The organism is Pedobacter sp. ASV28 (assembly GCF_016428855.1).
Classification (GTDB): Bacteria; Bacteroidota; Bacteroidia; order Sphingobacteriales; family Sphingobacteriaceae; genus Pedobacter.
Genome location: NZ_JAELTN010000002.1, coordinates 25926 through 49675, shown reverse-complemented (window position 1 = coordinate 49675; position 23750 = coordinate 25926). Strand labels below are relative to the sequence as shown.

21 protein-coding genes are annotated in these 23750 nt (G+C 39.3%); 12 read left to right on the top strand and 9 right to left on the bottom strand.

Annotated elements, in window-relative coordinates:
• Window positions 1–946 precede the first annotated feature (946 nt).
• The 4 genes from JHD79_RS01090 to JHD79_RS01075 form a co-directional block, all read right to left on the bottom strand.
• The gene (locus JHD79_RS01090; protein ID WP_199117237.1) at window positions 947–1786 is read right to left on the bottom strand and encodes an outer membrane beta-barrel protein; all 840 of its coding nucleotides are present in this window, start codon (window positions 1784–1786) and stop codon (window positions 947–949) included.
• A gap of 43 nt (window positions 1787–1829) precedes the next feature.
• Window positions 1830–2546 carry a hypothetical protein gene (locus JHD79_RS01085; protein ID WP_199117236.1) on the bottom strand — a complete coding sequence of 239 codons (717 nt, stop codon included), beginning with the start codon at window positions 2544–2546 and terminating at the stop codon, window positions 1830–1832.
• 238 nt (window positions 2547–2784) lie between these two features.
• Window positions 2785–4050: an MFS transporter gene (locus JHD79_RS01080; RefSeq protein ID WP_199117235.1), complete on the bottom strand. Its 1266-nt coding sequence runs from the start codon at window positions 4048–4050 to the stop codon at window positions 2785–2787.
• A gap of 59 nt (window positions 4051–4109) precedes the next feature.
• A complete protein-coding gene (locus tag JHD79_RS01075) occupies window positions 4110–4538 on the bottom strand; it encodes a hypothetical protein (protein ID WP_199117234.1) in 429 nt (142 codons plus the stop codon).
• Window positions 4539–4555: 17 nt separating this feature from the next.
• Here JHD79_RS01075 and JHD79_RS01070 point away from each other — a divergent pair, with 17 nt between their 5' ends.
• Window positions 4556–4906 carry a phage holin family protein gene (locus tag JHD79_RS01070; RefSeq protein WP_199117329.1) on the top strand — a complete coding sequence of 117 codons (351 nt, stop codon included), beginning with the start codon at window positions 4556–4558 and terminating at the stop codon, window positions 4904–4906.
• A gap of 129 nt (window positions 4907–5035) precedes the next feature.
• Here the strand turns inward: JHD79_RS01070 and JHD79_RS01065 are convergent, their stop codons facing one another.
• Complete coding sequence (locus JHD79_RS01065; protein ID WP_199117233.1) at window positions 5036–6175, bottom strand: acyl-CoA dehydrogenase; 1140 nt, start codon at window positions 6173–6175, stop codon at window positions 5036–5038.
• Window positions 6176–6369: 194 nt separating this feature from the next.
• On the opposite strand from JHD79_RS01065, the gene JHD79_RS01060 reads away from it, so the two are divergent.
• Both JHD79_RS01060 and JHD79_RS01055 read left to right on the top strand, forming a co-directional pair.
• Window positions 6370–7452: an AraC family transcriptional regulator gene (locus JHD79_RS01060; protein WP_199117232.1), complete on the top strand. Its 1083-nt coding sequence runs from the start codon at window positions 6370–6372 to the stop codon at window positions 7450–7452.
• 102 nt (window positions 7453–7554) lie between these two features.
• Window positions 7555–9933: an outer membrane beta-barrel protein gene (locus JHD79_RS01055; RefSeq protein ID WP_199117231.1), complete on the top strand. Its 2379-nt coding sequence runs from the start codon at window positions 7555–7557 to the stop codon at window positions 9931–9933.
• A gap of 2 nt (window positions 9934–9935) precedes the next feature.
• On the opposite strand, the gene panD is transcribed toward JHD79_RS01055, so the two are convergent.
• Together panD and panC are read right to left on the bottom strand one after the other, a co-directional pair.
• Window positions 9936–10286: an aspartate 1-decarboxylase gene (gene panD / locus JHD79_RS01050; RefSeq protein ID WP_199117230.1), complete on the bottom strand. Its 351-nt coding sequence runs from the start codon at window positions 10284–10286 to the stop codon at window positions 9936–9938.
• Between the two features lie 90 nt (window positions 10287–10376).
• On the bottom strand, window positions 10377–11261 hold the full coding sequence (panC, locus tag JHD79_RS01045) for a pantoate--beta-alanine ligase (RefSeq protein WP_233164510.1): 885 nt from the start codon (window positions 11259–11261) through the stop codon (window positions 10377–10379).
• Window positions 11262–11374: 113 nt separating this feature from the next.
• Here panC and JHD79_RS01040 point away from each other — a divergent pair, with 113 nt between their 5' ends.
• From JHD79_RS01040 to glmS, 3 genes are all read left to right on the top strand, one after another.
• Window positions 11375–12199: a glycogen/starch synthase gene (locus tag JHD79_RS01040; protein WP_199117229.1), complete on the top strand. Its 825-nt coding sequence runs from the start codon at window positions 11375–11377 to the stop codon at window positions 12197–12199.
• 26 nt (window positions 12200–12225) lie between these two features.
• The gene (locus JHD79_RS01035; RefSeq protein WP_199117228.1) at window positions 12226–13641 is read left to right on the top strand and encodes a DUF4270 family protein; all 1416 of its coding nucleotides are present in this window, start codon (window positions 12226–12228) and stop codon (window positions 13639–13641) included.
• A gap of 79 nt (window positions 13642–13720) precedes the next feature.
• Window positions 13721–15559 (top strand): glutamine--fructose-6-phosphate transaminase (isomerizing), encoded by a 1839-nt coding sequence (gene glmS, locus JHD79_RS01030; protein ID WP_199117227.1) that lies wholly within the window; start codon window positions 13721–13723, stop codon window positions 15557–15559.
• 63 nt (window positions 15560–15622) lie between these two features.
• Here the strand turns inward: glmS and JHD79_RS01025 are convergent, their stop codons facing one another.
• Window positions 15623–16042 carry a single-stranded DNA-binding protein gene (locus tag JHD79_RS01025; RefSeq protein ID WP_199117226.1) on the bottom strand — a complete coding sequence of 140 codons (420 nt, stop codon included), beginning with the start codon at window positions 16040–16042 and terminating at the stop codon, window positions 15623–15625.
• Window positions 16043–16054: 12 nt separating this feature from the next.
• On the bottom strand, window positions 16055–17101 hold the full coding sequence (gene mutY, locus JHD79_RS01020; protein ID WP_199117225.1) for an A/G-specific adenine glycosylase: 1047 nt from the start codon (window positions 17099–17101) through the stop codon (window positions 16055–16057).
• Window positions 17102–17274: 173 nt separating this feature from the next.
• Here mutY and JHD79_RS01015 point away from each other — a divergent pair, with 173 nt between their 5' ends.
• The 6 genes from JHD79_RS01015 to JHD79_RS00990 all read left to right on the top strand — a co-directional run bounded on the left by JHD79_RS01015 (window position 17275) and on the right by JHD79_RS00990 (window position 23747).
• On the top strand, window positions 17275–17577 hold the full coding sequence (locus JHD79_RS01015; RefSeq protein ID WP_199117224.1) for an HU family DNA-binding protein: 303 nt from the start codon (window positions 17275–17277) through the stop codon (window positions 17575–17577).
• 9 nt (window positions 17578–17586) lie between these two features.
• Window positions 17587–18432, top strand: a complete 846-nt coding sequence (locus JHD79_RS01010) for a M48 family metallopeptidase (RefSeq protein ID WP_199117223.1) — start codon at window positions 17587–17589, stop codon at window positions 18430–18432.
• Between the two features lie 253 nt (window positions 18433–18685).
• On the top strand, window positions 18686–20233 hold the full coding sequence (locus JHD79_RS01005) for an Rne/Rng family ribonuclease (RefSeq protein WP_199117222.1): 1548 nt from the start codon (window positions 18686–18688) through the stop codon (window positions 20231–20233).
• Window positions 20234–20303: 70 nt separating this feature from the next.
• Window positions 20304–21680, top strand: a complete 1377-nt coding sequence (radA, locus tag JHD79_RS01000) for a DNA repair protein RadA (protein ID WP_199117221.1) — start codon at window positions 20304–20306, stop codon at window positions 21678–21680.
• Window positions 21681–21886: 206 nt separating this feature from the next.
• A complete protein-coding gene (locus JHD79_RS00995) occupies window positions 21887–22357 on the top strand; it encodes a DUF4920 domain-containing protein (protein WP_199117220.1) in 471 nt (156 codons plus the stop codon).
• A gap of 196 nt (window positions 22358–22553) precedes the next feature.
• A complete protein-coding gene (locus tag JHD79_RS00990; protein WP_233164509.1) occupies window positions 22554–23747 on the top strand; it encodes a copper amine oxidase in 1194 nt (397 codons plus the stop codon).
• Window positions 23748–23750 lie beyond the last annotated feature (3 nt).

Sequence of the window (23750 nt, the reverse complement as noted above, 5' to 3'; positions counted from 1 at the left end):
GGTAAGAAATGATCTAATTTTATGAGCGTTAGCCAACTAAGCCCCTTGTTCAGCTTTAAAGCCGGCCTTGGCGGATGTGGCAAGTAAGTAATAACTTTTTTGGCAATCAGACACTTTGGCGGTTCATTTATGAGTTCATATATTTATTTTAAAGGTTTAGGCAAAGCCTCAGGTTTGGTCCTTTTTCTCATGAAGTTGCGCAGCAATCTTGAGTACAATAAAAGATAGGCAAACTAAAAAAAACTAGGCCGTGGGCCATTGAGGTGAAAAGAGTTGTAAGTGTTCAACCATTTAAATACCCGATTTGCATAAAGCTAATTCGGTATAAGACATAAGCCAAACTCACGTTATTTTAGAATAAGACAAGGATAGAAAAAAGAGGACTTTCTTCGGGTGTTGTTCGGGTGTTGTTCGGGAAACCTTCGGTAAAAGCGCCTTTTTACCGAACAAGCTCCGAAGAAGGCCCGAACAACATACCCAAAAACTGAACAGAAAGCCCACTATGGCAAAGCGAGGTTTTGAGAAAATTAGATACTGAGGAATGGCATGGTATCTGGAAGAGATGACTTCACCTCCACACCAAGCCTACGCTTCAGTTCGCAATGACGTAAGGAGCAGATAGGACAATTCATTTATGCAAATTCGGTCTCTAGCTTCTCAAAATCTTTGATAATAGGGTTCTTTTCAGCCAAGGTATAACCGAGGATTTGCCAAGTTCATGAACACCTTAAAACATAACATAACGATGAATGATAGTCATTCCGATGCAGCATCCGTACAGTTCCACCGTAAATATCGAAACTTGCACGCACATTTCCGATCCTCTTCCCGAGGTTTCGGGAAGCTAAGGAAAGGGTTAAGAGGTCGGTAAGATTGTGTGCTCGAAGGTATAGTTGCCGCCGTTGTTCCTGGCAATGTCCTCTTCGGTCTGGATGAAGTCTAACATTTATAGCCTAAATCTTAATCCTAAAGAAAGATCTATCCTGTTTAAGCTTTCATATTCCTCTTTTTCGAGCTTGTGTGTAATAGAAGTAGTTCCGTTACTTGCGGTTAAACTGGTTAGGGAACCGGCTATATAGGAGAATTGTGCACCAAGTGCAAGGCTTTTTGATAACCTTAGGTCATACATAAAGGCCAAGGTAGAACCGAATGTACTGCCTGTTAGTTTGTAGGAACTGGTTTCGACCACGTTGTTATGATATCCCAAATAGCCTAAAGCTAAGCCCAGAAGAAAGGTATGTTTTTCATTTGGGCTACTATATCTGGTAGATACATTTGGGCCAATAAAGGTAACTGATAAATCATCACTTCTCATTAAGCTGTTAGATACATTTGAAGTATTAAATAAGCTAAAGTTCAGGCCTGCGCCCCATGATTCGGAAAAGAAATAAGAGGCTTCTGCGCCAAAGTGGGATCCCGATTTTAATTCATCGATATAGGATTTCAGGTTGTTGGGCACGCTGGAAGCCGTTTTGGCCACCATTTGGCTATAACCACCATGAACAGCGATTCTGAATTTAGTATACTTATGGATGGCTTTGGCATCCAAGGGGATGACAGAGGTAGCATAATAATCATTTTGTCGGTGCCTTACTTGGCTCAAGGGCATTAAAGTATGGCGTACTTCCCCCTTGTGCACATAGGTAAAGTAGATATGGTCAGCTTTTATTTTTGTAACCTTACAGTTAATCGAATCATTTTTAGTAGTGACGATAAGGTCTTGAGCTTGAGTGGTAAGGGATAGAATAAGCGCAGCTATTGTAGTAAGGGTAATCTTCATCATCATAAAATGGAGTGCTTAAATATATTTTAAATAAGGGCCAAAGTTATTATTGATTTTTAGCCTTAAAGGCGTCAAACTCGGCTTTCCCCGTACGGCTATCAACCAGTTCCAATAATGGTCGGCCGACTAAAGCCCCCATATTAATACCGCAACGAAGGTAATACTGTTTGCCAGGTTTTAGGTCTATAGGTACCTCGGCTTTTGATTCGGTCTTTGCCCATAGGGTATTTAGTCCATCTTTTTTGATTTGAAGTGTAGTTTTGAAGTTGTTCTTTACTCGACAGATGATCGAATCGCCGAGGTAAAGATTATATCCTACCAATGAGCCCATTCCCCCATATCTATAAATGTGCAGCAATGCATAGTCTACATTCAGGACAAGCTCTTCTTGGTTGTCACGAAGCGCTTCGATACTTTTTGCTTTAAGGATTCTTGCAGCGATTCGATGACAGGAGCTGCCCATTACCGATGGTGTTTTGTGCTGGGTAAGCTTCACTACATTTCCACCTATTTTCCGAGCCTCCAATTTGGCATTTTCTATAACGGTTTCGTAACTACATTTGGTGCTGAAACCCGAATCGCCAATCTTGATTTCTCCAAGCAATTCTGCATCCTTGGGTTCCTCTTGTTGTACGCCCAATATAATTACTTCTTGGTTATAATCTAGTGCAGGGTAAGATTTGGTCACCTTGGTAGATATTTTTGGGCTACAGGCGACCATAATCAGAATGGTTAGGAAAATCAATCCCTTAATCTTCTTCATGTTATCTAAAAATAGTTTAGTTTGTGGATGTAAGATACATGTTTAATTTAAATTTTCACCTCAAAAAATATTCGATGACAATATAATGCTATCGATGGTTTAATTGAGCCTGACTCCTTGTCTTTGTGCTGTTATTTAGAAATAGGCCAATATTGATTGCAAAGCGTTAAAATTGAAGAAAATTCATTGGATATCCATTCGTTCTTGGCTGCGCTTATGGCTTTCTTGGCAAACCATTTTAGTTTTGAGGAGAAGGTTGGGCTTCTTTTACCATGGTATCTTCTTTGGTTACAACCAGTCGGCTTACCCTGTACATCAGTAAAATACTAATAATGGATATCACCACAATAACGTATGCGACTACGTTATAGTTTTCCAATGGCAAGCCCTTGCCTGGTTGGGTAACGATCAGGCCTGCTACGGCAGCGGCCACGCCACCGGCAATTTGCTGTAATGAGGAGTTGATACTCATAAAAGCGCCCCTGTCCTTGGGTTCGGGTATGGCACTGGTCAATGCAGAAGAGGGTATCATTCTGCTCATGATGCCCATCATCATTAAGATGTTTAAGATGACAACCAGCCAGAATGGTGTGGCAGAAAGATGGGTGTAAACTAAACACATGATCATCATCCAGATAGAAGCAAACATGAATATTTTGAATTTACTTACGCTGTCGCTCAATCTTCCAATTAATGGAAGGATCAGCAGTGAGCTGAGGCCAGAGATCATAAACATTAGGGGCAATTGGTTATTGGTGATATGCAGATTATTGATGGCAAAGGCACTGCCAAATGGCATCATCATGAAGCCTCCAATAGACAGCAAAGCCGTTGAGGTAAAACCAATACGATGCCTTTTCTGTATTACGGTATGCCATAAATGGCTTAGTGCAGTTTTTTCACTCTTAATTAAAAGATGTTGGCTTACCGGTCGAAGCTTAAATCCAATAAGTACAGCGATGATCATGGCTAGCCCCACAACCAGCCAAAAAGGAGCTTCCCATCCCCAAATATTGGCCAAGTATAAGCCAATGGGTACGCCAAGTACCTGGCTTGCGCCAAAACCCATTTGCACAAAGCCCATTACCCTACCCCTTTGTTGTAGGCTGAACAGGTCTGTAATGATGGCCATAGAAATGGATCCGATGACGCCCCCAAAAAGGCCGGTTACCACTCTGGCTGCTACCAGTTGTGTATAGGTATGGGCCAGACCACAAAATACGGTGCCCATGATAAAGCCAATGTAAAAGAACAACAATAGTTTTTTACGGTCAAATTTATCGGCAAAACCTGCAGTCAGAAGACCTGAAATACCAGCACTAAAAGCATAGGCAGATACCGCAATACCAAAATCAGAAGGCTTTAAGCTTAATGATTTCATCAACACGTCGCCAAGGGGCGACATGACCATAAAATCTAGGATTACAGTAAATTGGGTAACAGCCAAAAGAAAAACTACTATTTTTTGATAGGAAGTAAAGTGGTTGGTGGTGTCTTGTTCCATTGTTCTGATTGGGCTGTGAATTGCAGCCTCAAATATAGTGGCAGATTTATAAAGATATCTTATCGTGTCAATTTTTTTTGCTGAAGTTTGATGCGATTTCCTACCCTTCCCTTTAAAATGTCTGCTGTTTCACCAAAACTGCTGTTTAACAATGATTCAACAAGATAGGTACTACCTTTTACCAAGGGAATTTTGGGGTTGAATATCACTTGTCCCTTATGAAGGCTTAATTGTCCCTCAATTATTTTTTCCGTAGCAGATGCCGTATCACCGTTAGATGGGAGAAGGCTTACACTGACCAACTGGCGGGATAAACTATCATTGTTTAAGTAGTTTTGCAGTTGATATAAATTCCTTTCCTCTATATTACCTAAGATGATTTTTGTGCTGTCATTTGAAAACCGAATATCCAATTCCTGGTTGGAATTTGAACAATGGGCAAACAATAGGGTAGCGCAAATAGTTATTAAGGATAATTTGTTAAACATTTAACTAAAATAGTATGATAAAAGTAATTTTGGAAATCCTTTTAATGGGCTTAGCGGTACTCATGGGTGCTTATCTGGTGCCAGGGGTTTCTGTAGACGGCTATGGAAGCGCCATTATAGCGGCCGTATTAATTGCGTTGGCGAATGCCACGCTGGGATTTATCCTTCGTATATTCACTTTCCCCCTCAACTTACTCACTTTAGGCCTGATGTCCTTTGTCATTTCAGTACTCATGATCCTACTCGTGGATAGTATGATGAAGGGATTTAATACCTCTGGATTTTTATCTGCTGCTTTGTTGGCCATTGTAGTGACCATTATCAAGATGATTTTGGATGCTGTTTTTGGGATGTCAAATGATCAATAGAAAAAAGCCTAGCAGAAGATATAAAAAGCAAAGGCGTACTTTTATATGCTTTAAAGTACGCCTTACCTTCATAGGTAGATAATTTTTTGTATTTGTGCCATTTTTTAATCCATCAACGGAAGTTAAGGATCAGCTTAATATATTCCTGCTGATGACCAGTTGTTGTATCTCTGAAGTACCTTCGTAGATCTGGGTGATCTTGGCATCTCGCATCAGTCTCTCTACATGGTACTCTTTTACAAAGCCATACCCGCCGTGTATCTGTACGGCTTCAATGGTAACGTCCATAGCTACCTTGCTTGCAAAAAGTTTGGCCATTGACCCGGCAAGCGTATAAGATAAACCTTGATCTTTAAGCCATGCGGCTTTATAGACCAGTAATCTTGCTGCTTCAATCTGTGTGGCCATATCGGCCAATTTAAAAGCAATAGCTTGATGTTCTGCAATGGGTTTGCCGAATGACTTTCTCTCTTTGGCATAGGCAAGGGCCAATTCATAGGCACCTGCCGCAATACCCAAGGCTTGTGCTGCAATACCTATTCTTCCCCCTTCAAGGGTGCTCATGGCAAACTTGAAACCAAAACCGTCCTCCCCAATCCGATTTTCTTTGGGAACCTTTACATCGTTGAACATCAGGGAGTGCGTATCAGACCCTCTAATTCCGAGTTTATTTTCTTTAGGTCCAATGGTAAAGCCTGGCATTCCTTTTTCTACTATAAATGCATTAATGCCTTTGTGTTTTAATTCTTTGTGGGTTTGGGCAATAACGAGATACGTGCTCGCATTACTGCCATTGGTAATCCAGTTTTTGGTGCCGTTCAGTAAATAATAGTCGCCCTTGTCTTCTGCCATTGTATGTTGTGAAGTAGCATCAGACCCTGCTTCTGGTTCGGAAAGGCAAAAAGCACCAATCTGTTCTCCTGCGGCCAAAGGCTTAAGATATTTTTCTTTTTGGGCTTCCGTTCCATATTTTTCCAGGCCATAGCACACCAATGAGTTATTTACGGAAACCACAACAGAGGCAGAAGCGTCTATCTTCGAAAGTTCTTCCATAACCAAAACATAGGAAATGCTATCCATTCCTGCTCCGTTGTATTTGGGATCGACCATCATTCCCAAAAAACCAAGTTCGCCCAGTTTTTTTATCTGTTCGGTTGGAAATTTTTGATGTTCATCTCTTTCAATTACTCCAGGCTTTAGCTCGTTTTGGGCAAAATCCCTAGCGGCCTGTTTGATCATTTGCTGTTCTTCGCTTAATTCAAAGTGCATAATGGTAATATATTGGTTAGCTATTGCCAAAGCTAACACTTTAAATCTAAATTACTATGCAGCCATAGTAATTTTTTAGGTGATACCTCCGTTAAAAGTAAATTTAAAGGTCATATGACCATTTTTATACCTCAAAATAAAAATCATTATTGCTTGTAAGCTTGACGTTACCACAAGATTATTATTTTTGTTAAATGAACCTTGGTCAACAAATCTTATTTTTCTTCAGTGCCTTGGGAGCCTTTAATGGTTTTATCATCAGTATCTATCTGTTGTTCTTCAAGAAATCAAGGTCAGCGGCCTCTGTACTCTTGGGCTTATTATTGTTGACGCTTTGTCTAAAGATCAGTAAATCTTTTATTTTTTATTTCTATCCGGCATTGCCTGGCTTCTATATCGAGATAGGTATTTTAGGAAGTTCATTGGTAGGCCCGTCCCTTTTTTATTTTATCAGATCGACATTTGGACAAGAGGTAAAAAAAACGACGATCATAAGGAATTGGACCTATCTGTTCTGGGTGTTGGCTATTGTAATTGCTGGCCTTATTGCCCCATATGATAACCATCCCGATCTATGGAATAATTATATCGGTACCATAATTTCTGCACAACTGGTTATTTATATTTTACTTTCAGGCTGGATGCTGAGAACGATTGCTTTCAAGCTTTTTACTTCAAGGGAAAAAGTTTCTTCTAATGAGATGTTATTACTATCTGTATTTATAGGCAACATAGTGATTCCTGCAGCATTTAAATTGTCTGTTTTCGATTTTTTTAATGGGCCCTGTATTAGTGGTGCCTTATTTTTCTCGCTTATCCTTTACCTGAATATTTTCTTATTCGTGAGCAACAGAAAAACCATCCATCTTTTTTCGGGGAACCAAGATCCAGTACGTCGTTATGCCAACAAAAAAATTGTAGAACAACAGGCTCAGGCCTTAACAGAAAAACTGCAGCAGATTATCCTTGAGCAACAACTTTATAGGAACCCGGACCTTAAATTGAACGATTTGGCCAAAAAAATCAACATTTCAGGACATCAACTTTCGCAGTTGCTCAATGATAATTTGGGTAAAAGCTTTGCAGCCTATATCAATGAGTATCGGATAAATGAGGCCTGTGAACTGATTACGAACAACAAAATGATTAAACTCGAAGCCATTGGTTATGAAGTTGGCTTTAACTCAAAATCTACTTTTTACACCGCCTTTAAAAAACATAAGCATACTACCCCAACGCTTTATAAAGAACGGTTGTCGGCTGTTTCACCTATCTAGGCTGGTCTAGATTTATAATTCCGAACTCCCGGATCTGAGAATCGAGACTTCTTTGCCTTCCCTCTCCCTTAGTTTTGGCTATTCAAAAATCCAATTCCCAAGATGAGACCTACATTATTCGTGTGCCTTTTTTTATGTCTAGGCAAATTCTTAAGCGCTCAAACCATTAAAGGAAAATTGGTTGATGCGAACACCAACCAGGCGCTACCTTTGGCAAACTTGTCCTTGGCCAGTCAAGATCAATCAATGCTAATTAAATATGCCAACAGCGACACCTTGGGGGTATTTGAATTTAGGGAAATACGAAATGGAAAATATCTACTCTCAATTACTTTAATGGGCTATTTAAACGTGCAGAAAGAAGTATTGATCCATGTGAATAGTCCAAATGTTTTAGAGATGGGCAACATTCTGATGGCCGAAGACCCTAACCTGCTCAAGGAAGTAACCATTATAAGTGGGCAGCCTAATTTCAGTACGCAAAATGGACAATTGAAAATTGGTGTAGCCAATAATACTTTTTTCAAGTCTGCTTCTAATTTGTTGGATGTATTCAAAAAGCTTCCCGGTCTCCGGGTTAACCAAGATGGAACGATGCAGTTGGCTAACAGTGTTGCACCCACCTTGTTTGTAGATGGTAGGCCAGTGAACATGAATAATGAAGAAATCCAGGCCTATTTGAGTAGCTTATCGCCAGATATGGTCGAATCCATAGAAATGATTAATCAGCCCCCCTCAAAATACGATGGTGAATATCGAGGTATTATAGATGTTAAGCTAAAAAGGAACCAATCTATGGGTTTGAGGGGAACTTATAATGCCCGGTTTCAGCGAAATATTTATAGTTTATTGGATAACAACTTATCAATGGTTTTAAAGACCAATCGGTTTATCTATGATCTGAAGCTAGGGCAAACTATCGGGAGCACTTTTTATAAATACTATTCTTTGCAGTACTTGGCTAATACGAATGCGATGACTACAGATACCCGTACCGCTACCTTCAATCAGAATTTTAATGTACAGGCAAGGGCCACTTACCAATTGGAAGAGAGGCAGCGCCTAGAAGCATTTTTGAGGACTTACCAAATAGATCGAAATGCGGTATCGCACAACCTACTGCTTACACAGACAAGTAACCTCAATAATGTAGTAGCACTTATTAAGAGCGATAATGATGCAATGCCTAAACAATATAATTATGCAGGGGGAATTAATTATGACGCTCAATTTAGGAACAGCGAACTTCATGTAGTTACTTCATTGGCTCAGGTCGATAATCGGCAAAACGAGGATATTCAGAATCGAAATCTACTTAATGATGATTTGTTAAATTACTGGAAAACCACTTCAAGGAACAATATACTCATCCATACAGCCCAAGCAGATTACCTCCAAAACTTGAGCATGGGAAAATTAGAATTTGGAGGAAAATTTGCCTATACGACCACTCAGAACAATTTGCGTTACGATACGCTGGCCAATGCTATTTTTAGCTTAGACCCCAAGCGTAGCAATGAGTTTCGTTACCAAGAATATATTGCTGCGAGTTACCTATCTTATAATGGCCAATGGCGAAAATTCAATTACAGTTTGGGCCTGAGGGCGGAACATACCGGCACGGTGGCCAGTTCCATTACCAATGCTACGGTTACCGAAAGGAAATACCTGAAGTGGCTGCCAAGCCTAAATCTTACTTATGAAATTGGTAAGGGTGAACAACTCAGTTTTAATTATAGCCGCCGATTAACAAGGCCCACTTTCGCCGCATTGAATCCCTTTCGTTTTTATTATAGCCCAAGGCATTATTGGATTGGAAATCCATACCTTCAGCCTTCTACAACCAACCTTTTTGCCTTAACTTATAGCAGAAAAACATTTAATATTTCGTTGAATGCTGGTCGTGAAATAGATCCAATGGCCAGGTATCCTGAATATAGTCCAACGACGAATGAACTTGTCTTTTTGGGACGAAATCTTCCCTATAGAGATTTTGCAAATATGCAGTTAAGCATGCCCCTAATGGTAAATAATTGGTGGCGAATGAACCATAACGTGGGCTTTTACTATAATAAGGAATTGACGCCTTATTTTGGACAGACCTACCATATTGGCGTGTTCAATTATACCGTTAACGGAAGTCATGTTTTCAGTTTAAAAGAATGGCTTTTGGATATAAGCTATAGTTATGAATCAAAAAGTGGTAATGGCCTGTATGTTTTCTCTCCGGTTTATGGAATTGACTTTGGCCTGCAAAAAGCCTGGTTACAGAACAAAGTCAATACCAAACTCACCCTTTATGACGCATTCGACAATATTAAAAGAAGGCTCATCTTTAGGGAAAAAAGCATTTTAAATAATGATTTATACCACTACTTTGGTACACAGCGTTTGGCATTTTCCATAACCTATAACTTTGGAAGCTCTACCTACAAAGTAAAGGAGCGCAAAAGAAGCGAAGAAGAAGACAGAGCTAACTAAATCTATTTAAGCAGGCGGTTATTGTCGTCGGGAAATACCAAGATTGGTTGATACTTTTTGGCTTCTTCTATTGGCAATGAGCCATAAGACATGATAATTAAGATATCACCAACCTGTACTTTCCTGGCAGTTGCACCGTTTAGGCAAATCATTCCTGTACCACGCTCGCCCCTAATGGCATAAGTTTCAAAACGTTCGCCATTATTATTGTTTACAATCTGCACCTTTTCATTCGGAATGATATTGGCTGCATCGAGTAGGTCTTCATCTATGGTGATGCTGCCTACGTAGTTCAGCTCAGCCTGGGTTACCTTTACTCGGTGTATTTTCGATTTTAAGATCTCGATAATCATGGTACAAAGTTAGTAATTAAGGTTGAAGGTAAAAAGGTAAAAGGTTTAAGGCTACAATTCACAGACAATAGCACCTCATACCATTGCTCCCTAATTGATAATTACATTGTCTATTAATCGGGTTTCCCCAACCTTTGCGGCCACTAATGCTACCGGATGTTTGGCACTTTTATCTTTTATCGGTAATAAGGTCTCTCCATCTGCGAGGGTAAAATAATCGAGTACTATACCTTCAGTTCCGTTGATCATTATTTTGGCGTTATCCAAAAGGACATTCAGTTCCTCTTTATGATAGTTGTTGCTCACATAGGCCAGTGCTTTACTGAGTACCAAGGCATGCTTTCTATCGGTTTCAGATAGATGGATATTTCTAGAGCTCATGGCCAGTCCGTCTTCCTCCCTAATGATGGGGCAGGTCACGATTTGTACCTGAAGTTCGAGTGCTTTTACCATGTTTTTAATCATCAGCACCTGTTGGAAATCTTTTTGTCCAAAGAAGGCGATGTCTGGTTTTACGGCATCAAATAGTTTCTTTACAATTTGGGTAACCCCTTGATAATGTCCTTTCCTGGACTCGCCCTCTAATACGAATTCGGCGCTGCCCAAATCTATATGCCAGTTTTCTGGAGTAGGATAAGTGGGATACATCTCCTTTACAGAGGGCATGAAGACAAAATTACAGCCTGCATCGGTCAACATCTTGATGTCATGCGCTAGTGGACGTGGATATTTTTCTAAATCTTTGGGGTCAGTGAATTGTGTGGGATTTACAAATATGCTACATACCACTACATCTGCATATTGTTGAGCGGTTTCTATTAAAGATAAATGGCCATTATGCAGCGCACCCATAGTTGGCACCAAAGCAATTTTAGAGCCGCCTGTTGGTAAGGCTTTTAGCGAACGTTCGAGCTCGGCTATAGTTTGTACAATTTTCAATTTATGGGTCTGTTTTGTGCCTGCTAAGTTGAGCATTTCTGTAAAACTTACAAAGCCTATTGACCAAGTTATTGATAAATATTAATATTATCCGTACCTTTGCCCCTTGATAATCTTTAAATTAACAATAATTTAATAATAATATGGAGATGGCAAAAACGAAGCTACTGATTGTTACCCACGAGATGTCGCCTTTCCTCGAACTCACCAAAATTTCTGAAATCACTCGTCAATTACCGCAGGCCATGCAGGAAAAAGGATTCGAAATCCGTATCCTAATGCCTAGGTTTGGGAACATTAACGAGAGAAGAAATAGATTGCACGAGGTGATCCGTTTATCGGGGATGAATATAATAATTGATGACAATGATAACCCTTTAATTATCAAAGTGGCGTCAATACCAGCAGCTCGTATGCAAGTATATTTCTTAGATAATGAAGATTATTTTCAAAGAAAATACGTGTTTAGGGACAAGGAGAATAAATTTTACGGAGATAATGATGAGAGAACGATATTCTTCTGTAAAGGCGCTTTGGAAACAGTGAAAAAATTGGGATGGTCTCCTGATATCGTACACTGCCATGGTTGGATGACTGCACTGGTACCAGCATATATTAAAACGACTTATAAAAATGATCCTACCTTTAAAAATGCTAAGGTGGTTTATTCGGTTTATGAGAATTGCTTTTCTGAAAAATTAGATGCTAATATGCACAAAAAGGCGATCATGAACCATATGACCGAAGAAGATACCAAAGCCTTTATTGGAGCGGATGCAAATAGCATGCATATTGGAGCGATAACACACTCAGATGCAGTAGTTTTGGCTGATGAAAAGATAGAGGAAGGTGTGTTAAAATTTGTTAAAGATTCTAATAAGCCAACTTTAGCCTTTAATTTAACCGAAAATTACGAGAATTTCTATAGTTTTTATGAGGAGATTTCTAGTGATGAATTGGTTTCAATAGCGTAATAAAAGGCTTTATTTTAATAGTAAATATGAAATTTTCAAAATTAGACTTATTGACCCTGTTGATAAGTCTTTTTCTTTTCGCCTCGTGCGAAAATACAGCAACTATAGGTTTGGAAGTCGATCCAACAAGTGCCGTTCAAGGTGATTTGATCGATTCGGCTACTATTGTCTCGAGAACGGTTAAGGATGACGCTGTAGCCACAAATTTACTGACTAGATACCCCTTTGGATATTTGAAGGATCCTGTGCTTGGAGAAACGGAATCAGCTTTGGCAATGGCCGTAAATCTACCTGTCGACGCTTATGATTTTGGAACCAGCCCTGTGCTTGACTCGGCGGTGTTGGTCTTGAATTACAGCGGGGAATTTTATGGAGATAGTACAGCTGTCTATAGCGTAGATGTGCATCAGCTATCAAACGACTTAACGCAGGAAACTTCATATTTGAGTTCGAAAACCTATCCTTATGGAAGTACATTGTTGGCGAATTATACTGGGAAAGTATTTCCTAATACAAAATATAAAGTGACTGACATTGTTGTTGGCGCAGCCGACACTTTAAAGACCGTTACCCCACAGTTAAGGCTTAAATTGGATCCTACTTTTGTAACCAATCAGGTTGTAGGCCTTAATGCAGCGACCTTAAAGTACAATTCTTATTTCCAAAGTTCATTTAAGGGGCTTCATGTGCAGATTAAAAAGGCCAGCTCTACAGGTATAGGCGGAATCATGTTCTTTGATTTTGCGAGTACTAATTCTGGTCTGTTTTTATATTACAAAAAACAAAATGCCACTACAACAACCGCTATTGATACGGTTTCTGTCAATTTTCCTATTGCTACCTCTACTGCGGCCGTAGCAGCAAGCGTAAAGCACATTTATAGCACGGCGGTTCAGCAGCAGTTGGACAATCCAAGCTTATCTTATCCCGTTACCTATCTGCAGCCCATGGGCGGATTACGTAATAAGTTCTCTTTTCCTTATCTGAAAAAACTAAGGGCAGAAGTGGGTAAAATGATAGTGAACAAGGCGGAATTGGTCATAGACCTAAGCTCTGGTACCGATGTGGCACCTTTTAGGGCAGCCCAAAGGCTAGCTTTATATAGAAATGATATTGCTGGACAAAGGAAAAACTTGCCAGATAATGATGGGGGAAGTTATTATGTGGCGGGCGATCCACGCGCCAATGTATCGGCATTTGGAGGTTATTTTGATTCCACAAAGAAACGCTATGTGTTTTTGGTTACCGCTTATATACAAGATTTGATTGATGGTAAAACAGAAGATTATGGTACTTTTTTAGCACCTAGCCCTTTGTCTACTTTTGAATATACTTCTTCTTTTAATACAGCAGGGAGAGCAATTATAGGCAGCTTTAAAAAGTCCCCTTCGGCAGGCGATAATATAATTAAACTCAACATTTATTACACCAAAATAAATTAACGAAAATATTACGCAAACGTTTGATTAAATCGCCCTAAAAATATACTTTTAGGGCGATTTATATTTTATAACTTAATTTATGTGTGGAATTGTAGGTTATATAGGCTTTCGTGAAGCCTGGCCGATTGTATTAAAGGGGCTGAAACGATTAGAATACAGGGGATATGATAGTGCAGGTATAGCGCTATTGAATAATGGCGACTTGAATATTTATAAGAAAGCGGGCAAGGTAAAAGAGCTCGAAGAATTTGCCGTAGGTAAAAACCTTGAAGGAACTATAGGCATGGGCCATACCCGTTGGGCAACACATGGAGCGCCATCAGATCGGAACTCCCATCCGCATACCTCCAACAATGGAAAGCTGAGCATTATCCATAATGGGATCATAGAAAACTATGCTACGCTTAAAGAAGAATTGGTTTCTCGCGGACATTCATTTAACAGTGATACGGATACCGAGGTGTTAATTCATCTTGTAGAGGAGATCTATAATAATAATGCAGTAGATTTGGTAGAAGCCGTAAGGTTGGCGCTAAGAGAGGTAAATGGAGCCTATGCTATTGTAATTATGGATAAGGACCATCCCGATCAGCTCATTGCGGCCCGTAAGGGAAGTCCAATGGTGATTGGCGTAGGCCATGGAGAATATTTTATTGCTTCCGACGCTACACCTATAGTGGAGTATACCAAGAATGTCATCTATCTTAATGATAATGAAATTGCTTTTTTGAAACGCGATGCATTGGAAATTAAGCGATTGGATAATGTGGTACAAATCCCTTATGTGCAGGAACTGGAGCTAAAGCTTGAAATGCTGGAAAAAGGTGGGTATGAGCATTTCATGTTAAAGGAAATTTATGAGCAGCCTAGGTCTATTCGTGACTGCATGAGGGGCAGAATCTACCCTGAAGAGGGTAAAGTGCAGCTTGGAGGAATTAAGGAGTTTGCAGATAAGCTTAAAAACATAGATAGGATCATTATTGTAGCCTGTGGAACCTCGTGGCATGCAGGTTTGGTTGGAGAGTATCTGATCGAAGAATACGCCAGAATTCCGGTAGAAGTAGAGTATGCCTCTGAATTCCGTTACCGAAATCCCATCATTAGCGAAAAGGATGTGGTAATTGCGATATCCCAATCTGGAGAAACGGCCGATACCATGGCGGCAATTGAAATGGCCAAAGAAAAAGGAGCAACCATATTCGGAATATGTAATGTGGTAGGGGCTTCCATTCCACGGATAACCCATGCGGGTGTTTATACCCATGCTGGCCCCGAGATTGGCGTAGCTTCTACCAAGGCCTTTACTGCACAGGTTACGGTATTGACTTTGATGGCGTTTTATATGGCCCAGCAAAAAGGAACCTTAAGTAATTCTAAGTTGGTTGAACTATTGACCGAGCTAGATTGCATTCCTGAGAAAATACAGTTGGCCCTACAGTCTAATGAATTGATCAAAGAGGTTGCTACAAAAATTAAGGACGCCAGGAACTGTCTTTTTTTGGGCCGTGGAAGTGGCTTTCCCGTAGCTTTAGAAGGGGCATTGAAATTGAAAGAAATTTCCTATATACATGCTGAAGGCTACCCAGCTGCGGAAATGAAGCATGGACCGATAGCATTGATAGATGAAGAAATGCCGGTGGTGTTTATTGCCACGAAAAATTCTTCATATGAAAAGGTTATTAGTAATATACAAGAAGTTAAAGCTAGAAAAGGTAAAGTGATCGCTATTGTAACCGAGGGTGATGTAGAGGTGAGAAAAATGGCTGATTATAGTATAGAAATACCAGACTCTAGTGAAGCCTTTCTGCCGCTTTTGGCCACCATTCCACTACAACTGTTGTCTTATCATATAGCCGTAATGAGAGGTTGTAATGTAGATCAGCCAAGAAATTTGGCCAAATCGGTTACTGTAGAATAAAAAAGCAAGAGCATAAAAAAATCCGCGATGACCTCGCGGATTTTTTTATGTGTTTTCTGTTTCTTAAAAAGGAAGATCTCCAGAATTATCGATGGTTGTTGAAAAATCATCTTCTGTTTTGTGGACAACCTCGCTTGTTGTTGGCTCAAAATCACTTTTTCGGCCAAGCATGGTGAAGTTTTCCGCTACTACTTCAGTTACATATTTTTTAACTTTTTCTTTATCCTCAAAAGAGCGTGTCCTAAGCTTGCCTTCTATGTAAACAAGCTTTCCTTTTTGCAGATATTTGGAAGCAACTTCCGCTAAGCCTCTCCATAATACAATATTGTGCCATTCAGTTTGTTCTACTCTTTTTCCGTCTTTATTAAAGGTCTCTGAGGTAGCTAAAGGAAAACTGGCAACGGTAACACCTCCATCTAAATGCCTAACTTCTGGGTCCTTGCCCAAGTGGCCAACTAAAATTACTTTGTTAATACCTGACATAAATATATTTGATTAATTTATATGCTCTTCCAAAAAATCGGCAATTATTTTGGGATGTGGTAATTGCTTGAAATCCTCGATTAAGGCCGATTTAATTTCGCTATGTTGATTAAAGTTAACAATATAATTATCTAATGCAAAAAAATTGGCATATATTATTTGGTGTGTCAAAACGTGTTTTTTGTGGCTCAAATGCGTGATTTTAACATGTTTTCCGAATAATTCTACTATTTTTTCTAGTAGTTCTGGTCCATCAAGATCTTGCTCGTCAGGTGTCTCTATTAAAGGCAAATCATAAAGATGTTGCCATACATCACCTTGTTTTCTTTGCTTGGTGAGAATCCGATCATTCTTGATGCACAGGAAATAATTAAACCATCTTTCCCTGCTCTTTGTTTTTTTTATTTTCTGCGGGAGGCTGTTTACCAATTGATTTTTATAGGCATAACAACCCGTGTATATAGGACATTCGCCACAGTTTGGTGATTTTGGTTTACATTGCAGTGCACCAAACTCCATGATTGCCTGGTTGTATATGGATGGAGTTTGGTCAGATATGAGCTCTTGGGCCAATGTGTAAAACTGCTTTTTTCCCTGAGGGGAATTGATAGGTTCGTGAATGCCAAAATACCTGGCTAACACCCTGAATACATTTCCATCTACTACGGCCTTGACCTCATTGCTAGAGAAAGAAGAGATGGCTGCCGCTGTGTACTCCCCTATTCCTTTAAGTTGGATAAGGTCATCGTATTTGTTTGGGAAAACGCCTTGGTGTTGCTCCATAATAAGATTGGCGGTATGGTGCATATTACGCCCCCTGGAGTAGTAACCTAAGCCTTGCCATAGTTTTAGTACTTTCTCTTCACTGGCCTGGGCAAAATGGCTAATACTTGGAAAATTATCGAGGAATTTATGGAAATAAGGCAGTCCTTGTTCTACCCTGGTCTGCTGTAAAATAATTTCCGATAGCCATATCACATAAGGATCTGTGGTTTGCCTCCAGGGTAAATCCCTTTTGTTTTTAAAGTACCATTTGATGATTTCTGATTGAAAAGACATTGTAACAAAAATACAACAAAACATGCGGAAACAATAAAACTTGCAATAATATGATTTTTAGGCATGTAAATAAATCATCTTTTATTTTCCTATCTCACTAAAAAGCAATACTTTTGCAACCCCAAAACACGTATAGAATATTAAACACACACAATAATTAATAATTAGAAAATATGACTAAGGCAGATATTATTACTGAAATATCAACAAAAACAGGGATTGAGAAAGTTGACGTTCAAGAAACGGTAGAGGCGTTTTTCAAAGTGATCAAAAACAGCATGATTGGCGGCGAGAATGTTTATGTAAGGGGTTTTGGTAGCTTTGTGGTTAAAAAAAGAGCGCAAAAAACTGCAAGAAATATCTCTAAAAATACAGCTATTATTATTCCAGAACATTTTGTTCCTAGCTTCAAGCCAGCAAAAGTATTTGTTGATAAGGTAAAAAATAGCTCAAAAAAAGTTAAAGCAGAAGCTTAATATTTTCTAATGAACAATTCCCGCAAAAAACAGATTGTAATTGTTACAGGTATCGTATTGCTTGTGGGTCTTTTGTTTACAAGAGATATTAAGGGATTGGTAAAGCCGAAGGAAGAAGTTTCTGCTGAGGCAAAAGAAACCCAACCTTCGGCTTTAAGCTTAACAGAGGTATCTGCTACAGCAAAAAATTTGGTGAGCAATGCCATGGCCAAAGAGATCACGGCTTTGGAGCATACCTATCAGTCTGCTAAAGGGGCAACAAAAGTTGAGCAGGCTAAGGTTTTGGCCCAAAAATGGGATGACTTAGAGCAGGCAGTTCCAAGTGCAATGTATTTGGAGGATGCGGCGAACCAGGAACCTTCTATGGGCAATTGGCTGAATGCGGGATCAAGGTTCCTTAAAGCTTTTGATAATACCCAGGATAGCTTAGTGAAACCTATCATGCTTCAAAAGGCACACCAGTCCTATCAAAAGGCCATTGCTATCGATTCTACAGATGCTGATGCAAAGACAGGCCTAGGAATCACCATTGTGAATGGAATGGGCGCACCGATGGAGGGAATTGCCATGTTGTTAGATGTGGTGAAAAAAGATCCTAAAAACTTTAAGGCAAATATGAATTTGGGCATGTTCGCTGTAAAGTCTGGTCAATTTGACAAAGCAATTATTCGGTTTAACGATATTGTAAAAAATATTAAGGCAACTCCCGATGCCTATTTCTATTTGGCTACGGCTTATGAAAATTTAGGGAAGAACCAAGAGGCTGTCGAGGCCTACTTGCAAAGTAAAAAACTAGCAGCTAACCCAACCTTATCAAGTTTTATTGATAAGAAGGTGGCGGAGTTAAAAAAATAATATTTAATTAACAGATTAATAAAAACATTTAAAACTTAAAATTATGCCAAGCGGTAAGAAAAGAAAAAGACATAAAATGGCTACGCACAAACGCAAAAAACGTTTAAGAAAAAATAGGCACAAGAAAAAATAGGACTTCCCTATTTGTGTAAATAACCGAAAGTGAATACTTTATACTAAAGTATTCGCTTTTGGATTCTATGTTTTTTGTCCATGTGTTAATAAGGTAGGAATACCTTAAAATCTGTAGCTTTTGGTAAAGGAATTAATAATAGATTCAACTCCTACGGGAGTGACCATAGCTTTAATAGAAGATAAACAACTTGTTGAACTTCATAAGGAACACGTTAACAATAATTACGCCGTAGGCGATATTTATTTAGGCCGCATCAAGAAAATAATGCCTGGCCTGAACGCTGCTTTTGTTGATGTAGGCTATGAGAAAGATGCATTTTTGCATTATTTTGATTTGGGCCCGCAAGTACAGTCTTTGATAAAGCTAACAAAGATTAAACGTAACGGCACAGCAGGAACTTTACTAGACAATTTCAAATTAGAAGCTGACATCAATAAAGCAGGTAAAATATCTGAGGTGGTCAGCAAAAATTTATTGGTACCAGTTCAAATTGCAAAGGAACCGATCTCAACTAAAGGCCCAAGGCTAAGTTCCGATCTATCCATTGCAGGAAGATATATTGTATTGGTGCCCTTTTCTAATGTTATATCCATATCGAAGAAGATAAAAAGCAATACCGAACGTAATCGACTAAAAAAGATTATAGAAAGTATCAAGCCCAAAAACTTCGGGGTAATTATTAGAACAGTGTCTGAAGGAAAAGGTGTTGCCGAACTCCAAAAAGATTTGCTGGATTCTGTTTCAAAATGGGAAAGCTTTATGAAAAAGCTGCCAGATACAGAGCCATCAAAAAGGGTATGGGGAGAGATGGATAGAACATCCACCCTGATCAGGGACATCCTGAATACCGATTTTGCCAACGTATATGTGAATGACCAAGCGTTGTTCGAAGATATACGTTCCTATGTGCATGAAATTTCTCCGGAAATGGAGCGGATAGTTAAACACTATAGGCATAAAGAACCTATTTTTGACCATTTTGGTGTTGAGAAGCAAATTAAGAATGGCTTTGGCAAAACCGTAAATCTGGCAGGCGGTGCTTATTTGGTGGTAGAACATACCGAGGCGCTGCACGTTATTGACGTAAATAGCGGAAATAGGACGGCAAGTAAAGAAAATCAGGAAGAAAATGCGCTTCAGGTTAACAAAGAAGCGGCAAAAGAAATTGCCAGACAACTAAGGTTGAGGGATATGGGCGGAATTGTCGTGATCGATTTTATCGATATGCACAAACCGGCTAACCGTAAGGTCTTATTTGACCATTTACGAGAACTGATGCTTTTGGATAGGGCAAAGCACACTATTCTTCCGCCAAGTAAGTTTGGATTGGTGCAGATTACCCGTCAAAGGGTGAGACCAGAAATGAACATTGTCACGGTAGAGAAATGTCCTACTTGTGATGGTACGGGAGAAATTAAGGCAAGTATTGTCTTAATGGATGATATAGAGAGTAACCTGACCTATATCCTCCGTGAACAAAATGAGAAAAATATTACCTTATGCGTGCATCCATATATAGCAGCATATATCAAAAAGGGATTAGTTTCCCTACAATGGAAGTGGTTCTTTAAATTTGGCCAGCGCGTTAAAATAAAGGCCGTTTCTTCTTATCATTTAACAGAGTTCCATTTCCTATCCTCAAAAGATGAGGAAATAAAACTGTAATTACGATTTTAGATTGGCGAATTGCGATATTAGTAGTTCGTCAATCATAAATCATAAATCGTAAATTAAATTGGCTAAAACAAAATCAGCATATTTTTGTCAGAGTTGCGGTTATGAATCTGCAAAATGGCTAGGCAAATGTCCCTCTTGTCAACAATGGAATACTTTTGTAGAAGAAGTTGTAGAGAAGTCTGCGGCTCATGTTCCCACTTGGAAATCTGCAAGTGGGCAGCAAAGATTGAATAAGCCCAATAAGGTAGAGGAAATTGAAAGTGCAAATGAAGATAGGCTCTCCACCGGCGATGTAGAGTTGGATAGGGTTTTGGGTGGAGGATTGGTGGCGGGATCTGTTACCCTTATTGGGGGAGAGCCAGGTATTGGAAAGTCTACTTTGATGTTGCAGTTGGCTTTGAATATATCGAGGCGCAAAATACTCTATGTTTCTGGAGAGGAGAGTGAACAACAGATCAAGATGCGTGCAGAAAGAATAACAGCTCAGCCAAAGGCAGCCTGTTATATCCTTACCGAAACCTCTACGCAAAATATATTTAAGCAGATTGAGCAGTTGGAACCGGAGATCCTGATTATTGATTCCATACAAACCTTACATTCCTCGCACATTGATTCGACCCCGGGAAGTGTTTCACAGGTTAGGGAGTGTACGGCAGAACTCCTGCGATTTGCAAAGGAAACGGCTACTCCGGTCTTTTTAATTGGACATATTACAAAGGATGGCGCCATTGCTGGACCCAAAATATTAGAACACATGGTGGATACTGTTTTGCAGTTTGAAGGAGACAGGCATCATATTTATCGTATTTTGCGATCTATTAAGAATAGGTTTGGGGCAGCGGCAGAACTGGGTATCTATGCCATGGAGGGTAATGGCTTAAGAGAGGTGTCAAACCCTTCTGAAATTTTGCTTTCACAGCGGGATGAAGAGCTAAGTGGCATAACAATAGGTGCTACTTTAGAAGGGGCAAGACCAATGCTTATTGAAACCCAGGCGCTAGTAAGTGTTTCGGCCTATGGTACCCCCCAGCGGTCGGCTACTGGTTTTGATACCAAACGGATGAATATGTTGTTGGCAGTTTTAGAAAAGAGATGCGGTTTTAGGTTGAGCGCCAAAGATGTCTTTCTGAATATTGCAGGAGGAATAAAGGTAGAAGACCCGGCCATAGATCTTTCCATAGTAGCAGCCATAATCTCCTCACATGAAGATATATCAATATCTTCTAAAATCTGTTTTGCTGCAGAAGTAGGATTGTCAGGGGAGATCAGGGCGGTGAATAGGATTGAACAAAGAATATTGGAAGCTGAAAAACTTGGATTTGAGAAAATGTTTATTTCTACATACAATATGAAGGGCTTTGATAAGAATAAGTTCAGTATAGATATCATTACCGTATCTAAAATAGAAGAAGTCTTCTCTGTATTGTTTGGCTAAAAACAAACTTAATCTTTTAGTATTCTGTTTTTTGCGATTTGATTTAGAAAGATTTTAAATATCTTTGTGGCCTAACTTAACTAAATATAAAATAGATCCGATCTGGTTGAACCAATGCGCTATATCCCATTCTATAGGATGGAAAATAGCTAAGCACTTCAATTAGCAAGGTACTATTCACCATTTAAAACCCAAATAATATTTCAATGAAAAAGATAATCTTAAGTTTAACATTTTGTGTTTTGGCAATTGTAGCTTTTGCTCAAGACCATACGGCTATTGAAGGACAGGCATTTGGCGAGGGGGTTAAGAAAGGAAGCGTGATCACTACCGCCGAGGTAGATACCAAATTAGGGAAAGCGACCAAGGCCGACATGAAAGTAACCGGAGAGGTTGTGGCCGTATGCAAGAAAAAAGGATGTTTCATGACTTTAAAAATGCCTAATAATGAAACCATGTTTGTGAACTTTAAAGACTATGGCTTTTTTATGCCTAAAGACCTGCCTGCAGGTACAAAAGTTGTAATAGATGGTTTTGCAGAAAGAAAAACCACATCTGTAGAAGATTTAAAGCACTATGCAGAAGATGCAAAAAAATCTCCTGAAGAAATAGCAAAAATTACCGAGCCGAAGAAAGAAATTGTTTTTGAGGCAAAAGGAGTGGTTATTTTAAAATAATCATCATAGATTTTTCTAAATATTTATTGAAGCTTGTTCCTAAGAACAGGCTTTTTTCATAATATGACTTCATGAAGGGGTTTACCAGAGGGTATGTTTGTGATTTTTTTAATAAATTAAACTTTAGTTATTAAATTTTTTTAATTATTGAAAAATTCATTTATCTTCACTTGATTAACAAATGAAACCTTAAATCATGATGAAACTAAAAAAGACAGCTGCCCTTTTGGCTACCATAGTTGTTATGGGCGCGAAAAGCATTTATGCACAGCAACTTACCAAAGCACAGAATCAAGAACTGCTAAAGGCCGGCCAGGGAGCTATTGTAAAGTTGGAAGGCTTTCTTACCGAGAAAACCGCTCAAATTCCTTATCAAAAATATCCTACTCCAGGTCCCCAATATATTATTTCTGATGATCCAGAATATATTCGTGTGCCAGAGGCTATTGCATTGAGAGAAAATGTGGTGCCCGGATCTGTCCGTTTTTATTTATATAATGTGAACGGCGTAGTTGAGCCTCAAAAGATGGACAGGAAAATAATTGCAATGATCAAGAATACGGGCAAAGGCCCAATGCGTATTAAGATGTTGAAATATGTATCCCAAAAACCCAGTACCAATTATTTTAAATTGGGTAAAGAGGGCTTGGCTAGTTTCTTAAGTGCCGAGCCTAATGAAGTGGTTAGGACTTTAAAACCTGGTGAAGCGGTTCCCATTGATGAAAAATTAGACCAATATGTGGTTAAATATGATGAGTTGGTCCACGGATTTTATGAATTTCTCATCGATCAGCCGGCAGAGATTACGGTGCTCCAAACAGATTTAAAAACTAGCGGTAAAGATGCTTTAAAGCGGATCGGCAATGTTTTACCCCCTAAGAGTAAAAGTGGTGCGGGCAGAGGACTTTATGGCGTGAGCAATTATCATGTTCAAAATACAGATGTTATCGATACAAAAAATGGTACTACAACTTTAACTGTAGCTGATGGAATTACAGATCCTTGGGTTATTGGTAGAGAAGGAACTACTGGGCAGCAATCCAAATTGGCCGGCAATTATGGCGTAATGTATGAAGTAGAACTAAAGTGGAAGAGTTCTGATGGGAGAGGTCTTGCTTTGGTAACCTGGAATTCTCGCTCGGGCAATAGTAAATGGTGTAGCGGTATGGCTGCTAGTATGAAAGTGAGCGAAGGAAAGTTTAAGGATGGTGTTATTCAGCTACCTAAAGATGTATTGGTGACCAAAGGTGCGCCTGAAGCGATACTTGTTCAGGTATTTACACCGTCGAAACCAGGTGAAGAACAGACCATCAGGTTAACCTATTCTCCTCCTGGAGCATCCTGTTTGCCAACACCATTGATTTTTGTGCCGGTTGATTTAAAGCCATAAGCA

Bases quoted from the DNA above. Each gene is read 5' to 3' on its own strand.
- panD (WP_199117230.1), bottom strand. From the start codon at position 10,286: ATGATTATCGAGATCTTAAAATCGAAAATACACCGAGTAAAGGTAACC.
- JHD79_RS01080 (WP_199117235.1), bottom strand. From the start codon at position 4,050: ATGGAACAAGACACCACCAACCACTTTACTTCCTATCAAAAAATAGTA.
- JHD79_RS01065 (WP_199117233.1), bottom strand. From the start codon at position 6,175: ATGCACTTTGAATTAAGCGAAGAACAGCAAATGATCAAACAGGCCGCT.
- JHD79_RS01015 (WP_199117224.1), top strand. From the start codon at position 17,275: ATGACTAAGGCAGATATTATTACTGAAATATCAACAAAAACAGGGATT.
- JHD79_RS00995 (WP_199117220.1), top strand. From the start codon at position 21,887: ATGAAAAAGATAATCTTAAGTTTAACATTTTGTGTTTTGGCAATTGTA.
- JHD79_RS01090 (WP_199117237.1), bottom strand. From the start codon at position 1,786: ATGATGATGAAGATTACCCTTACTACAATAGCTGCGCTTATTCTATCC.
- JHD79_RS01055 (WP_199117231.1), top strand. From the start codon at position 7,555: ATGAGACCTACATTATTCGTGTGCCTTTTTTTATGTCTAGGCAAATTC.
- JHD79_RS01025 (WP_199117226.1), bottom strand. From the start codon at position 16,042: ATGTCAGGTATTAACAAAGTAATTTTAGTTGGCCACTTGGGCAAGGAC.
- glmS (WP_199117227.1), top strand. From the start codon at position 13,721: ATGTGTGGAATTGTAGGTTATATAGGCTTTCGTGAAGCCTGGCCGATT.
- JHD79_RS01085 (WP_199117236.1), bottom strand. From the start codon at position 2,546: ATGAAGAAGATTAAGGGATTGATTTTCCTAACCATTCTGATTATGGTC.
- JHD79_RS00990 (WP_233164509.1), top strand. From the start codon at position 22,554: ATGATGAAACTAAAAAAGACAGCTGCCCTTTTGGCTACCATAGTTGTT.
- JHD79_RS01060 (WP_199117232.1), top strand. From the start codon at position 6,370: ATGAACCTTGGTCAACAAATCTTATTTTTCTTCAGTGCCTTGGGAGCC.
- mutY (WP_199117225.1), bottom strand. From the start codon at position 17,101: ATGTCTTTTCAATCAGAAATCATCAAATGGTACTTTAAAAACAAAAGG.
- panC (WP_233164510.1), bottom strand. From the start codon at position 11,261: ATGCTCAACTTAGCAGGCACAAAACAGACCCATAAATTGAAAATTGTA.
- JHD79_RS01035 (WP_199117228.1), top strand. From the start codon at position 12,226: ATGAAATTTTCAAAATTAGACTTATTGACCCTGTTGATAAGTCTTTTT.
- JHD79_RS01010 (WP_199117223.1), top strand. From the start codon at position 17,587: ATGAACAATTCCCGCAAAAAACAGATTGTAATTGTTACAGGTATCGTA.
- JHD79_RS01040 (WP_199117229.1), top strand. From the start codon at position 11,375: ATGGCAAAAACGAAGCTACTGATTGTTACCCACGAGATGTCGCCTTTC.
- JHD79_RS01075 (WP_199117234.1), bottom strand. From the start codon at position 4,538: ATGTTTAACAAATTATCCTTAATAACTATTTGCGCTACCCTATTGTTT.